This is a genomic window from Lutibacter sp. HS1-25 (assembly GCF_004121075.1).
Classification (GTDB): domain Bacteria; phylum Bacteroidota; class Bacteroidia; order Flavobacteriales; family Flavobacteriaceae; genus Lutibacter.
In genome coordinates this window covers 14,315-30,411 of the sequence record NZ_RHLN01000010.1, presented here as the reverse complement: position 1 = coordinate 30,411, position 16,097 = coordinate 14,315, and the positions used below count along the sequence as shown (strand labels likewise).

Genomic DNA, 16,097 nt, shown 5'->3' with positions numbered 1-16,097 from the left:
TTTATTTTAATTAAAATGACATTCTTAAACCAAAAGTATAAGTTCTAGCCTGAGGATTTCCACCAATATTTAACTGACGGATATCTTTATTTTCACCTACTTCAAAAAGATTGGTTCCAGAAAAGTTCATGCTAAGTTCTCTCATCCCAACACTTTTACAAACATCTTTATCAAAATCAAATGTTAACTGTGCACGATTGATTCTAAAAAAGCTATTATCATACAACCAGAACGATGATGTTCTAAAGTTATTTTGATTCTCTGCAGAAGATAATCTTGGGAAAGTTGCTGTATTAGCAGTTTCTGGTGTCCAACGACCCAATACTTCTTCTGAATATTTATCATTTCCATTTGGACTGTAGTAATTGTCAAAACCTGTTAACTTATTACCATTTCCTCCTGTTTGCCCAGTACCTAAAACAAATAAATTAAAGCTTTTGTATTTTAGATTAAGATTTACACCATAAGTCCATGGACTTGCATTTTGCCCAATAGCAACTTGATCATTTTGATCTATAATATTATCACCATTTTGGTCAGCATATCTAAGATCTCCTGGCTTAACTGCACCACCAAAACTTTGTTCAGGTAAACCTGGATTTAATACCAAATCACCATTAGAATCAGTTGTAAAATCAGATTCTGAATAAAAACCTAAGTCTTCAAATCCAAAAATAGTTGATAACTCTAATCCTTGTCTGTTTTGGTAATCAAACTCGTTAGTTTCAGAACGCTTTGAAGCTTCTGTTTGGCTATACAACACGTTTGCACCAATACCAACTGAAAAGTCTTTAATTGTTTTATTAAAATTTAAACCTAATTCAAAACCAGTGTATAAATTGGCGTTAAAATTATTGTAAGGTCTAAATGTATTATAATAAGATGGATACTGATCGGCTAAAAACACCAATTGCTTATCAAGTTCTGTTCTAAAATAATTAGCTTCTATCCAAAGTGAATTCACTAAGTAACTTTCAAAACCAACATTAAAGTCTATACGCTCTTCAAAGCCCATATTAGGATTAGTACCTTGCGAAATGTTTTGTTTTCTGTTAGAGTACACACCATCTGCCCAAGTAAAATTTGATCCATCAGAATAGTTTTCATCATATAAATAATACCCATCAATACCTCTATCAGTTTTAACAATTCCTCCAGAAGCTCTTAACTTCAAGTAGTTTACAATATCGCTATCTTTTAAAAATGCCTCTTCACTTAAAATATAACCCAATCCAACTGTTGGCGAAAAACCACCTCTATTACCCTCTGGTAATTTAAGAGAATGCACATAAGCACCAGAGAAATCAACATATAGTTTTTTCTTAAAATCGTAAGTAACCTGAAATCCTACATGAGAATCTTTGTCTGTTTGAACTGCACCATCTCTTTTTTCTGAATTATAATACCCCAAAAGCGTTGTATTAATTGAATGATTTTCAGCAAAAGTATTGGTATAATTCACCAATGCGTAAGCACCGATTCGTAATTCAAATCCATTAGAACTAACATTTTCTGATAAATCTCTTCTATCTTGCCCAAACTCTTGCAAAGCTACTATTTTACCATCTTGCCAAGTAGGAGCATAAACTTTATACTGATTTGATATAGATGTTGTATAAGCATCGTAAAAGTCGAAACTTAAATAAGTTTTTGCCGATAAACCATCTGTTATTTTAGAAAGATCAAAATTAATGGCATTATTAAACTGAGTTACACGAAATACCCTATTTTGATAACCACCTGCTATAGATCTTGCAAATGGCGTATTAACACCAAGTTGTTGTGCAGTACCTAATAAATTACCATCATAAACAGAAGCTCCAGCTAATAAAGTTTTAAGATCTGTGTTGTTTTCAACATCAATAGAACTTAAAGGAAGGAAAGGCGCATAATCATAAGGAATAAATGTAGGAGCAGCACTTAATAGGTTTGCTCTAGCACTTTTTGAGTTGCTCATAATAGCAACCCCATCAATACTACTAGTAATCCAATCGTTTACCTTAAAATCTATATTACCTCTCACGTTAAAACGATTAGATCCTGCGTTAATATCATCATTAATATTAATCCAATCTCCAGTATTTAACCATCCTAAATTAACATAAAATTGAGATTTATCATTACCTCCAGAAAATTCAGTAATAATATTATTTGTATTTACAAATGGTTTTACAAGCTCATAAATATCTACATCTGGATATTCGATAGGATATAAACCACTTCTTGTATTTTGAATTTGTTCTTGAGAAAAACCTACTACATTCAGGTCTAAACCATCATTAACAAAAGCCTCATTACGAAATTCCATAAAAGTAGCAGCATCCAAATATTTTGGTAAAGCCAAAGGTACTCCAAAACCAGAGCGTACATTTACATTTACCTCTTTTTTATTTATTTTACCACGTTTTGTATTTATGATAATTACTCCATTTCTACCTTGACTACCATATAAAGCCACGGCATTAGCATCTTTAAGTACAGTTATTTGTTCAACCTCCTCCATATTTAAAAGATTTGGGTCACGTCCAAAAACACCATCAATTACAAACAATGCATTTCCTAAACCTCTAATATTAGATGAGCCGCTAACCCCTAAAGTTAAACCAGTAATATAGTCTCTAACATACTGTGTGTTATCATAAGTTACACGGTCTTCTGTATTAATTGAAGACACTGAACCTACAATATCACGTCTTTTTTTTGTTTTAACACCCATTTCAATTACGTCATCTTCTGAAGCCAAGAAATCTGACTTCACTAACGTAATAGTACCAGAAATAGCTGACAAGCTAATAAGTTGTGACTCGTAGCCCTTCTTTTCTACAACTATTGATTCATCATTAGACAATTTAATGTTAAAAAGTCCTTTGGCATTTGTAGATGCGCGAGAACCTAGTGGGCCATAAATATTAACCTCACTTAATGGGTTTCCTTGTTGATCGATTACGGTTCCTGACACCTCTGCGCCTTTAGACTGTGCTGACACCACACCACTAAAACATAATATGGTGAAGCATACGAGGATGTATAACCTATATAATTTATTTATCTTCATTTTTTTCTATAGTTTTTAGTATTAATTAAAACAAATTTTTCAAGTTTTACCAACCTGGGTTTTGAGGGAAACCTTCATAAAACTGTGTTTGATTTGCTTCAAATGGTAACCAATAATGTTTTGGATACTCGCAAACTCTTTCTACAAGTAGAAATTCATTAAAGAAAGTCCAATCTTTATCAAAATACAATCCTGTTTTCAATCTGTATTTATCCTCATGGGCAACACCCCAACGGCGTATATCCATCCATCTGTGACCCTCGTAAGATAACTCCACAGCTCTTTCACGTCTTAATTCGTCCAAGAATTTATTGTTATCTGCAACAATGTTAGCATTTACATGAGGTACACCTGCTCTATCTCTTAATATATTGATTGCTTGTTCTGCAGTTAATGCAAATGAACTTGATCCTGCAGTTGCTCCTTTAGCAACATGAAGTGCTTCTGCATACATTAAGTAAACGTCTGTTAACCTCATGTGAATTCGCATTCCTGTAAATCTTCTAATAATATTGTTTCCACTTTGTACATGATATTGACCATCAATCTCTGGATAAAACTTCTTATACATATACCCTGTACGTGAAACATTGTTTGCACCACGGTGCGAACCAGTATTCCCTTGACCATCATCATACAACTGCGCTGTTTTATTTGCAGCAGGTACTCCTCCTCTATTTGAAATAACATCTCTATCAGCAAAAACCCATGCGTAAAAGCGAGGATCACGGTTATCAAATGGTCTGTTAGGATTGTACAATGGCGAAGCTGTTTTTAAATCATCTTCAATAGATAGTCCATTGGCCATTCCAAAATTATTGTAAATAAAATTATGAGTTGCGCTATCATTACCTGATGAAGATTGACCAATTGATCTTGGAATACCATTTGCCATAAAAGCAATTGTAGAACCAATATGTGAGCCTCCTGAACCAGCAAAAATTAATTCATGAGCTTCAGGAACTAAACCAGGCCAAGTATTTGCTGGTGTTTCCCAAAGTACCTTTTTATAATCTTCCATGTTTTTTGCCAACGAATATTCACCAGCTTGCTCTAGTTTAAGCACTTCAGCAAAGGCATCAGCAGCCATGGCAGCAAGTTCTGTATCGTAGGTGTAAGTATTGATTCCTGCTTGATTGTTAAAATGCATTAATGGACTAGCTGCAAAAAGTAGGTTTTTACCTTGAAAAGCATAAGCTGCACCTTTAGTTACTCTACCAGCATTGTTACCTAATGTTCTTTGACCATAACTTTCATAATCCCAATTCACAGGTAATAATTCAATGGCTTTTTTGTAATCTTCGTTAATTGACAAAGCAACCTCTTTGTAAGTTTCTGGACGAGGTGTGGTAATAGCTCCGTCATATACTTCTTTTATATGTGGGAAACGTCCCCAAAATTTCATAATCTCATTGTGAAAGAAAGCTCTAAAAAAGTAAGCTTGCCCCAATATAACATTTTTTTCATCTTGGGTTAAACCTTTCATTAAATCTTCATTGGCAATCACTAAGTTAGCCTTACGAATACCTATCATACTACCTCTCCATATTCTTGGTCTTTTCCTAGCCTCATCATCACTTGTGTTCCCATCTTGACCTACGTGTGTATCCTTACCAAGATAAGCATATTTTTGACTCACCCAATTGTTCAATTGACCTCTATCTACAGCTTCACTGAATTGAGCGCTTCTAAATGTATCATCTCCAAAAATATAATCCTGAAATGAATGACCAGAAGTACCATATTCAACTACTAAATTATACATTTCTTCCACAAAACCTTGAGAAGATTGGAAAGTAGCAAATACATCTGTAATGTCAAGTTCCGCTTCCGGAGCTATATCTAAATAATCTTCACAGGAATACGATAAAAGTAAACCCATAAATAATAATATTGTTGTTTTAAAATTTTTCATGATTTTTTATTTTAAAAATTTAAATTAAAACCAAAATTAACACGCGCCATAGTAGGATAATCTCCTCTATAAGAAGAATCTTGTGTTTGACTACTGTTAAACTCCCTATCATCTGGTAAATCTGTCCATAAAAATAAGTTATTACCATTAGCAAAAACACTTATCCCTTCAAAACCAATTTTATCGCATGTGGCTTGAGGAATACTATAGCTTAAAGCTATAGATCTTAATCTTGTTAAAGACCCATCAAACAAGTTTTGTCTTGGATCGCTAGCTCCTTGGTTAAATGCAAAGGTTGGTTGAGTTCTTACTCCAGTTGGGTTATTTTTAGTCCAATATCCTAACTCATGTTCAAAAAACGTATCTATTTGATTTGAAAAAGTTCTACTGCTATAATTTCTAGTTGAATTTTGAGTACCATAGAACTGAACAGATAGCTTCCATTCTTTATATTTAGCTCCTAGTGTAGCAGCCCAAGTTCTTTGTGGACGTGTAGGGTAACCATATGGTATATTATCAAAAGCACCATTATAAGTTCCATCTCCATCATAATCAACTAAATTATAATATCCTGTACGTATAAATCCTTGTCCATCAACTCTTGGTGTTGAACTATACAAATCGTCTAAACTACCTAAAATCCCAGCAGGAATAGCAGATCTTGGTTGACCAATTGGGTAACCTGCTGCTTTTTGGTAAAACGGACGAAACTCTGGATCTTCTCTATCAATTATCAAATCTTTAGCTTGGGTAAAATTAAAATTACCAAAAACATTTATTCCGTTTGCAAACGTATGATTGGCACCTACTACAACTTCAAATCCACGCACTTCAACCTCACCTCTATTAAAGGAAGGAGGACTTGCACCAAACCACTCAGGCACTGCTCTTTGATCACTTGGTATTAAAACATCGCTACGATTTTCCCCAAAATAGTCTAACTCTGCAGTAATTTGGTTATTTAGAAAGCCTAATTCTGCACCAATATTATACTTTACAGCTGTTTCCCATCGAAGATCAGGATTACCAACATTTGCCTCAGAGTAAAACACATATGGAGAAGTGGTATTTGAACCATTAGGGTTTATATAAGCACCCCCACCAATATTCCAAGTTTTTTGATATTCGAATCTCAGTCCTCCACTGTCATCACCAATTAAACCATAAGAACCTCTGAATTTTAATTTATTAATCCAATCAACCTCACTCATGAAAGCCTCGTTAGATACTGTCCAACCTGCTGCCAAAGAAGGGAAAAGATCAAAACGGTAACCTGGACCGTATTTTTCTGATCCGTTGTAAGCACCACTTAAGTCCAAGAAATATCTCTTATCATAATCGTAAGTAACCCTTCCAACCCAATCTTCACGGTATCTAAGAAAACCATTACCTGTACCGCTCTCGTTACGTCTTAGCAATGCCAATGCTGTAACCGAATGCTTTTTACCAAACACTCTATCATAATTAAATGAAAAGTCATATAATATACGACGACCAATAGTATTATCTTGAATATTTGTAGGCTCAAGTGTCCACGCGAATGGCACAAAACCAAAATCATTTACACCATTTGGAGACTCAATTCGCTCCTCAAATAAATCATTATATATACGATATCTAACATTTTCTTGACCATCAGCACCTGGATCTAATAAACGCTGTCTACTTTCAGATATATTATCTAAAGAAAAACGTGCTTGAAATGATAAGCCATCTGTAATAACGTCTAATTTTTGCTTTAAAACAAAATCAGTATTTATATTAAAGGTATTGGTACTAGTATACCCAGTATTTGTTAAAGTAACAAGAGGGTTTGTATTTGCAAAAATATCAGCATCATCTCTACCAAATGCACCATCAGGAAAAACAGGTGTATAAGCATTAGGCGCTAGTTCATAAATAGCATTGGTTACCAAATTTAAGTTACCAGGGTTTTTTTGAATTCCATAAAATCCACCAAGATTTACAGAAAACTCTGTAGTTTTAGTGATATCGAAATCAATATTACTACGAAAGCTAAATCTATCATATCCAAAACCACTATCATATCCTTTTCCATTGTCAAAACTATCACCATCGAAAATATCAGAAACTTTTTGATATGCTAAACTTCCAAAATACCTAGCACTATTTCCTCCTCCACGAACAGATAAATTAACACGGTAATCTTGAGCAAAATCTTTTAAAAGAACATCTTTCCAGTCTACATTAGGATATATTAAACTCTCTGCCTCATTCGCAGGATTAAGGTATCTATCAGCAATAGCTATAGGACGAATTTTATTCCAAGAACTTTCATTATATGGAAGCTCTCGCATAATAGAAGAATTTGCCTCCATAATTGCATCAAAAACACCTAACTTTTCTGGCAACTTAGAAACAAATTTAGTAGTAGTATTAGCCTGTAAAGACAATTGTGCCTTACCTTTTTGACCACGCTTGGTAGTTATTAAGATTACACCATTAGCACCCTGAACACCAAAAACTGCTGTCGCAGAAGCATCTTTAAGAACTGAAAGATTTTCAATATCATTAAAATCAATATTATCAATAGATCTTGGCGCACCATCTACAAGTATCAAAGGCTGACCAGAACCATTCCAAGAAGCCTGACCACGAATGAAAATTTGCATATCATTTCTACCCGGAACACCACTACCATTAATAGCAACAACACCCGGTAAATTACCTTGTAAAGCCTCCTCTACATTGGTAATACCACCGTTTACTGCCTGTAAGTCATCACCCTTTACTTGAGTAATAGCACCCACGACACTCTCTTTCTTTTGAGTACCATAACCAACTAGTACTACCTCTTGTAAACTTTCTACATCACCTTCTAAAGTTACATTAACGGTTGTTTTACCGCCAACTGCAATTTGAGCTGTTTTAAAACCCAGATAAGAAAACACCAAAGTTTTTTCACCTGAAGTTAACTCTATAACATAGTTACCGTCAAAATCTGTTGACGCCCCTCTGCTAGTTCCTTTTTGTACCACACTTACACCTGGTAGTGGCATTCCACCAGCATCTTTTACAACGCCCGAAATCTTGTTTTGGGCCTCTAAATTAATTGCGGCAAAACTGGACAACACCATTGCCAACATTAGCGCTAATCTGGAAACAGGAAATTGTTTTTTTAATTTTTGTTTCATATTTAGTTTAAAGTTTAACATAAATTAGTTTTAATTAATCATATTAGTTTAAGTTAATTTTAATTATTACGCTTTGACACAATTAAGCCAAATCATAATAATATGTTAACAATATTATAAAATACGTTAAAAGAAAGTATCCTGTACTATCTGTTAAACTTAATTTACAACCTATTTCACAATAAAAACAGCAATAAAACCAAAACTCAAAAGACTGATAAACTGTAAGTTAACACCCTACTTTAAGCACAACTTCAATAGAGAAAAAAATAAAGGAATTTAGATCAATAAAAAAATATATATTATGACACTTTACGATAAAAAGAAAAGGCCCTCAAACAATAAAACTAACTAGGTACTCTATTATTTGATAAAATAAGCACTACTTTCCATACATATAGCTATGCCTATTTATTACAAAGCTTATATGAAATATTGATTTTTATTTCAAAAAAAAATGGATTAAAACAATTGCCAATTAGGTAATTATTTTAATCCACTTTAATAGTAAATTAGTAAAAATACAGATCGTATTAATTTGTTTACTGCGGAATTAACTCTATTAATTTAACACTATGTGGTTCTAAATCTACTTTAATGGTAATATTACCATCTTTGGCTTCAACTGCAGCATCTTTAATTGTTTGAGGCAACTCTGCTAACTTCTCATATTTAGATTTGTTGGCATCAAACACAGCTTTCCATCCATCTTCAAAATAATCATCAGGTCTATTTCCATAAATACGCGCACTACTGGTTGTTTTGTTTGCAACTCCTGCCGCTCTTACATCTTTATACAATTCGTGCATAAAAATACCATTATTTTCATCAACAGTCCATTCATTCATTTTCCATTTAGTTGTAGCAGTTATAAGACCCCCTTCAATTTTAGGATAAATAGTTTTACTTGAAGTACTATTTCTTGTGGTATTGTGGTTATAAACCAATAAGTAAATCTTACCGTTTTTAGTAACTGGAATAACCCCTGAAAACCCATTAAGATTGTCTACAGTTTGAAGTCTGTTTCCTCCTTCCATTTTTAAGAACATAGATGTGACATTTCTTCGACCAGTAGCTAAATCGTCTGTAGATTCTTGACCCCAATCATAAATTTCAGCTACATTATATTCATATGCCATGTCGGCAATTGCAGCATACCAACTTGCACCAAACTCAGTTGCATCACTTAAGCTCAAACCTCTTTTTTTATTTTCATCTCTTAAAATTCCAAACTCTTGAATATCAAAAGGAATATCACGAAATTGAGCATAACTATTTAATTTAGCTCTATAAGGCTCTACTGTTTCTTGAAAATTCACGGTATTTTGATCAATTTTTTCATAGTAAGAAAGACAGAAAAAATTCATTCTTGTTCCAATTTCACCAGTTGCAAAGTTTGTACCTGTAGCACAGTGATCGATAATTTCAGTGCGCCAAGTAGCCACACCTTCTGTAAGTAAGTTTCCTGGTCCAACAATAGCATCAGGAATTACTTTTAAAACTTCATCTACAGTAATATCATAATGTTTAAAATATTCATCTCTAGTTCCTCGCCAATGACTAGGTGTATAATTTGGTTCAGTAGCAACTCTAAAACGCCAAGTTTTAACTTCGTTCATACCAAATTCATTAATAAGAGCTTTTAAAAAGGCATTTATATACTGCCTCCAAATACCATAATCTAAAGGGGGTTTTGAATTTCCGTAGGTATCAACTATCCTTTCTCCACTCATATCCCAAGGCACATTATCCAATACAATTCTAGGTTTAAAACCCGTTTGCATAAAGCCACGCATATCACCAATTAATCCACTAAAATCAGTGATTATATTTCCAGATGCATCTACACCTTTGTAAAAATTATTTAAATCATCGGTTCTACCACCTAAGACTCTCACTAAATTATAACTTTTTACATAAGGCTTTATAATACCTAAACTATTTGTAAAGCCAGTACTCGAAAATCGTGTTTGATTAATCATAGGTCTAGTTGACCAAAAGTTATACATTTGACCTACTACCGAACCTGTATTGATAGCTACAATTTTGTTAGGATCAATTATTTCTGGAGTTTCTGGCACTTCCACAATAGGCTCATCAATAATATCTTCTACAGTATCATCAGAACACGCTAGAAATACTAAAAGTACAACCATTGAAATTATGACTTTGCTTATTTTGCTTTTACTCATAAAAATATATATTTAATTATTACTAAAATTTATTGATAAATCAACAACCTTTAATACACTTGGTTGTCTAACTCCAACAGGCTCTTCCTGAAGCATTATAGATAAAACCCCTTCTTTTTTCCAACGATAAATATCTGCCAACATATCATTCATAAAAGATCCTTTTACTGAATGTGCTATTTGCCAATCTTGCCAATTGTTTTTTGCAGTTGCTACTGCTATAATTAAGTCTTCACCATCTGTTTGCCTACTTTTTCCTTTTATTGTTTTATCTGTTGTACCACAATAAATTAGAATTAGGTTGTCATTTTTATCGGTGAAAATTTTAGGACGATTGCCAACTGCCATTGGTAATTGAACACTGCTCCATTTACCTTGCTCATTGCGCCAATAATGAAAATACCGCTGTGCCGCTAAAGGTCCCCAACGGGTTGCTCCTAATGTACTTCCTGCTGCTTCAATTGTTTCTTTAGTACCATGAAACATAACTACATGTACTCGCCCTTTTGAATCAATAACTTGTCCGTGATCGTTCATTAAACCAAATACGCGTGGAATAGATTGCACCACAATACCTGGCGAGTTAACGTTTATAATTTCAGTTAACAAATCTCCATTATTATTTTTCCATGTAAACCCACGATCATCACTATAAACATACATTAAATCGTGGTTAGCTCCTTGACTATTTTCTCGCCAAACAAAGGTTTCATGCAGTCTTCCGTTTGCATCATAATCGTAACCATTTGGATAAGAGCAACGTGTTTCGCTTTTACCTAATTGATCTTCAAACATTCCCAATGCCGAATCAATTTGACGGGTATTTTCCCATTTTCCTGTTTTAGCATTGTAATCAACCAACATACGGTCACCATTACCAGAACCTCTTACACGGTAGTTCATTTGAAGATTGCCTTCAGGAGTTTGCCAAAATTTAGGGTAGGTTATTTTAACTGGTTTATTTTCTTCTAATTCACCTATAATTGGACCGAATGAAGCTGCACTCCACTCCATAGTTTCAGGATTGGTTGCCAAGCCTTTTTTTGAAACACGATAATGTAATGGATGTACATGATGATCAAATGCTAGGTGAATGGTTCCGTCATTGGGGCAAATACCGAATGAAACGACATTATGAGAATCGTCACTTTTAAAATCGTAATCTAAAAATTGAATGGTTTTCCAATCGCCAGAAGGCAATTTTCTTCTAGAAATACAAACTCGTCTATCGCTGTTATAATAAGCTATGTATTGATAACCGTTGTACGAAGCAAGTGCATCTTTTTGATATGTTCGCCCATTTATAGCATTTCCATATTTACCATCAATAGTTAGTGCTTTAGAATCTACTGTTGAAATGCTTTTTTGTTTGATTTTAACTTGTGCATTTAGAGATACAGCAAACAACGAAAAAAGGCACCATATGTATAGCTTATTTTTCATTCCTATTTTTCATTATTGATATTTTAAATATTCTAACAAATACTTTCCAGAGCCTAGTATTACTGTTGAATGATCAATTACTTCTATTGAATTATTTTTTTGAAAAGTTTCAAAATCTGTACCATTTATTTTTAAAGATGCTAATTCGCTTGAAGTTAACATAACTTTAGCTTTTGTATTGAAAGGCACTTCTAAATTTGTAGAAAAATTTGAACCTTCCAACTTCCAACTATTATGAATATTTCCATATGGTGAAGGTACATCAATGGTAGTTTCTGTCATACCCTTTGGAAATATTGGATTTACAGTAAATTCTTTATAGCCCGGAGCTTCAAAAGTTGATTTAACACCTCCAAGAGATTCGAAAAAATAAGCTGCAAAACCACTGTGCATTGGATGATTTAACGAGTTAGATAAACCTTCCATTTTATCCCATTCAAACTGACGCTCTGGCCAAGTTGTAAAACCGTAATTCATGATATACGTTTGACTTGGAAAATCTGGTGTTGTTAAAATTTGATGTGCCAAATCTGCTTTACCATATTTATTTAATACGGTGTAAATGTATCTATTACCATGAATACCTGTGGAATGATGACCTCCTTTAATTTCATTAATATCATATGCCAAACCATTAACAACATTGATTATTTCAGTTTCTGGAACCATCCCAAACTGTAAAGCCTGAACTGTTGCAGTTTGACTACCATACCATTTGTTTTGAGTATTTGGAATTTCTTTTAAAAATGAAGCATTAAATGCAATTTTTAAATCCTGCTTTTCTTTTTTCATTTGTGCCTCATAAGCTTCATCATTATTCATTTTAGCAAATTTTTCCATAATACCTAAAACATCATAAAAATAAGCATTGGCTGAGATAATTGGATCGCACTCCATGGCACTTGGATTTGTTCTTCTGTCCCAATTAGGCGGACACCAATCTCCCATACCATCTTGAATAATTCCGTTTTCATCTTTAAATGACAAATAGAATTGTGTTAATTCTTTCATGTCTTTGTAATATTCTTTAACAATAGCGTCATCACCATAATATAAATAATTATACCAAGGCAAATACATAGTTGCTACACCCCAATCTAACTTGGCATATGTTGAAGTACGTTTACCTGGAGCAATCATAGTTGGCACTTGAAATTGAATTTCAGGATTGTTATGCCCTTTTGTTGGTCGCATTTGTGTACGAATATCTTCCATAAATTTTTTATAGAAATCTTCCATATCATAATTATACAAAGCATACTCACAAAACGCGTGAGCATCACCCAACCAACCACATTTTTCGCGGTGCGGACAATCTTCTGGAATACCATGAACATTGTCTACAATAGTCCATTTACTAATAGTATGCATTTTATTTAACAAAGCATCTGAAGAAGAAAAACCCCCTTTCTCTTTAATATCAGTAGCAACTAAGACAGCTTTTATCATATCGCTATCTGGCTCATTTGAAATACCTTTTATTTCAGCATATCTAAAACCATGATAACTAAATTGAGGCTCCCAAGTTTCTATACCATCACCTTTACAAATATATTTATAAATTTGAGGCATACCATTTGCTCCTCCGCCTGTTGAACCTGGATAAATAGCGGTTCCGTCTTGGGTTAAAGCTTCAGTAGTGGTTATTTCTATTAATTGTCCTTCTTTTTCCTGAACCTTAATTTTTACCCAACCCGCAATGTTTTGCCCAAAATCTACAATCCAATTTCCGTTTGAAGATTTAAAAACTTTTACTGGCTCAAACTCTTTTAACTTCTTAATAGCTGGTAATTGTTGTGCACTAATTTTAGTAACTTTAGGTGAAATCACTTTTGTATTTCCCCAGCTAGCATCATCATAGTCAACGGTGTTCCAACCATTCATTTCAAAACGCGCATCATAAGTATCACCTCCATAAATATTGTTAAAAACAACAGGTCCTGTTGCATCTTTCCAATTTTCGTTGGTATAAAAATCTTCCTGACTTCCATCGGCATAGGTTAACTTAATTATAAGTTTAACTGCAGGTGCTCCATACGATAAGCTTTTATCGGCTTCAGGGTTGTTTTTCCATGAAATATCTTGCCCATAAAACCCATTACCCAAAATAATACCAATGGCATTTTTACCTTTTTTAATTTCTTCTGAAATATTATAATCTACATAATATGCTTGCTTGTCATAATTTGAAGGTGCAGGATCCAACACATGGTCTCCAACTTTTGCTCCATTTAAGTACAATTCATAATATCCCAAACCGCAAATATAAGCTTGCGCACTAGTCACTTCTTTTTCAATATTGATAACTTCTCTAAAATAAGATGCTGCCTGCCCTTCAACCATTATAGGCTCATCCATTTTACCGATTTTATATTCGCGAAAACGATGCTCTGAAGATCTATTATCATTACTTAAACTAATCCATTTTGCAGCACCCCAATTGGTTTCATCTAACAATCCCATTTGAAAAGTTTGAACTGAAGACCAATTAGAAGCTTGCTCTTTTTCATCCCAAATTTTAACTTTCCAATAATAGGTTTGAGTCGCATTTAGTTTACTTCCCGCATATTTTACATAAACAGATTTTGAATCCGCAATTTTTCCTGAATCCCATAAATCTGCATTGTTTTCATCTAATTTATCTAAAGTTGAAGCAACTAAAACTTGATAAGCCGACTGTGATTTATTATATCCTTGCGCTTTTACAACCCAAGAAAAAACAGGTTGTTCACTTTCAACAACCGTTGGATTGACTTTTGAATTACAGGTTAAAGATTCAAATACCAATTCATTTTCATTTGAAACTGACATTAACTCTTTATGATTACAAGATGTGCTTAAAAATGTTATTGATAAAAGCACTAGGAAAAATTGAATTCTTTTCATTTTTTAATATTAAATTATAGCAAAAACCCAAAGTTAGTTTTAGTTTATATTTTAATTGTCCTGCACTATACTGTTTTGTGCTATAATTAAAATAACCAACTTAAAACAAACCAATTAGAGAATAATTTTAAAAAGAAAAAAGATGTTAATTTTTATGGGAATTTTTCCTTAAAAATTAACATCTTTACAAAGGTTTTACCCTTTAATAATTTTATTTTATAAGCAGTTTTTTAATGCTTTTAACTTACTAAATAGAGTTACCTATTCCAACTAAAACTACCGATAACAGAATTACAACAATCCCTGCGGTAATAGTCCATTTTGTTTTAGCAGCAACACCATTCCATTCTTTACGGTAAATACCCCAGAAATTCGCAGTTAAAATAATTGTTGACATGTGTAAAATCCAAGAACTTGCACCGTTTCCTAATTTACTTTCACCCATTCCGTAGAAAAAGAATTGTAAAAACCAGATGAAACCTGCCAATGCTGAAAACATAATGTTTTTTGAAATTGGTGTTTTCTTATTTGTAAAATCTTTGTAAGCTTTGTTTTTAATACTTAAAATAGTTGTCCAAATAAAATTGGTTGTTAAACCACCCCACAAAATCACAACAAAAATAACATTGTTTTGATATAAAGGATTGTTTCCTGATTCAACAGCTGCATCAGCCAAAGGCTTTCCTGCTTCAATCCCAAAATTGAAAAATGAGCTTAATATACCTGAAAGAATAGCCACTACCAATCCTTTTGCCAAGTTAAATTCAGCAACTGTTTTTTTCTTTTCTTCATCAGATAATTCCTTTTCTTTCATGATACCTGCTTTACCAGAAAGTGCAATACCTAACAAACAAACTATAACACCTAAAAACACTACCTGTCCACCTGTTGTAGAAATCATTTCAGTAAAAGAAACCTTTCCTTCAGTAGGAACAATATTGTAATATATAGAAGGTACAATAGCTCCAAAAGCAGCACAAAAACCCAATACTACAGAGTTACCTAAAGACATACCTAAATAACGTACACCAAGTCCGTACGATAATCCTCCTATACCCCAAAACAACCCCATTAAGAATGTGAAGAATAAAATAGTACTAGATCCCGACATTATTATCTCCATAAAATTTGGTATGGTTAAATAAGCGGCAACTGGAGGAGCAATTAACCAAGACATGACACCACCAACCATCCAATAACTTTCCCATGACCATCCTTTTACTTTATTATATGGCATGTAAAAACTACCTGAGGCCACACCTCCTAATGAATGAAATAATACACCTAATAATGCTTGCATAATTTTATTTTAATTTAATTATTTTTTAATTTAAGTTGTAAACTTAACCTATCAATTTAATTTTCCTATCCTGTTCTATCATGCTTATAAAAGAACAATTATTTAAACCATTAATCAACTTTTTATTTATCAATTTATTATTTAAAAAAAG

The 16,097-nt window shown here is 33.2% G+C and carries 7 protein-coding genes; all 7 read right to left on the bottom strand.

Annotation, left to right across the window (positions count from 1 at the left end; genetic code table 11):
* Positions 1-10: 10 nt before the first annotated feature.
* The 7 genes from EC396_RS05480 to rhaT all read right to left on the bottom strand — a co-directional run bounded on the left by EC396_RS05480 (position 11) and on the right by rhaT (position 15,946).
* Positions 11-3,055 (bottom strand): SusC/RagA family TonB-linked outer membrane protein, encoded by a 3,045-nt coding sequence (locus tag EC396_RS05480; protein WP_129365699.1) that lies wholly within the window; start codon positions 3,053-3,055, stop codon positions 11-13.
* A 46-nt stretch (positions 3,056-3,101) separates the two neighbouring features.
* Positions 3,102-4,970 carry a RagB/SusD family nutrient uptake outer membrane protein gene (locus tag EC396_RS05475; protein ID WP_129365698.1) on the bottom strand — a complete coding sequence of 623 codons (1,869 nt, stop codon included), beginning with the start codon at positions 4,968-4,970 and terminating at the stop codon, positions 3,102-3,104.
* Between the two features lie 11 nt (positions 4,971-4,981).
* Positions 4,982-8,125, bottom strand: a complete 3,144-nt coding sequence (locus tag EC396_RS05470; RefSeq protein ID WP_164975209.1) for a TonB-dependent receptor — start codon at positions 8,123-8,125, stop codon at positions 4,982-4,984.
* 542 nt (positions 8,126-8,667) lie between these two features.
* Positions 8,668-10,317 carry a hypothetical protein gene (locus EC396_RS05465; RefSeq protein WP_129365696.1) on the bottom strand — a complete coding sequence of 550 codons (1,650 nt, stop codon included), beginning with the start codon at positions 10,315-10,317 and terminating at the stop codon, positions 8,668-8,670.
* 12 nt (positions 10,318-10,329) lie between these two features.
* Positions 10,330-11,760, bottom strand: a complete 1,431-nt coding sequence (locus tag EC396_RS05460) for a BNR repeat-containing protein (protein ID WP_129365695.1) — start codon at positions 11,758-11,760, stop codon at positions 10,330-10,332.
* Between the two features lie 12 nt (positions 11,761-11,772).
* Positions 11,773-14,646 carry an alpha-L-rhamnosidase gene (locus tag EC396_RS05455; protein ID WP_240665642.1) on the bottom strand — a complete coding sequence of 958 codons (2,874 nt, stop codon included), beginning with the start codon at positions 14,644-14,646 and terminating at the stop codon, positions 11,773-11,775.
* Positions 14,647-14,893: 247 nt separating this feature from the next.
* A complete protein-coding gene (gene rhaT, locus EC396_RS05450) occupies positions 14,894-15,946 on the bottom strand; it encodes an L-rhamnose/proton symporter RhaT (protein ID WP_129365694.1) in 1,053 nt (350 codons plus the stop codon).
* Between the last annotated feature and the right edge of the window lie 151 nt (positions 15,947-16,097).

Coding starts and splice junctions, on each gene's coding strand:
- EC396_RS05480 (WP_129365699.1), bottom strand. CDS start 3,055: ATGAAGATAAATAAATTATATAGGTTATACATCCTCGTATGCTTCACC.
- EC396_RS05475 (WP_129365698.1), bottom strand. CDS start 4,970: ATGAAAAATTTTAAAACAACAATATTATTATTTATGGGTTTACTTTTA.
- EC396_RS05470 (WP_164975209.1), bottom strand. CDS start 8,125: ATGAAACAAAAATTAAAAAAACAATTTCCTGTTTCCAGATTAGCGCTA.
- EC396_RS05465 (WP_129365696.1), bottom strand. CDS start 10,317: ATGAGTAAAAGCAAAATAAGCAAAGTCATAATTTCAATGGTTGTACTT.
- EC396_RS05460 (WP_129365695.1), bottom strand. CDS start 11,760: ATGAAAAATAAGCTATACATATGGTGCCTTTTTTCGTTGTTTGCTGTA.
- EC396_RS05455 (WP_240665642.1), bottom strand. CDS start 14,646: ATGAAAAGAATTCAATTTTTCCTAGTGCTTTTATCAATAACATTTTTA.
- rhaT (WP_129365694.1), bottom strand. CDS start 15,946: ATGCAAGCATTATTAGGTGTATTATTTCATTCATTAGGAGGTGTGGCC.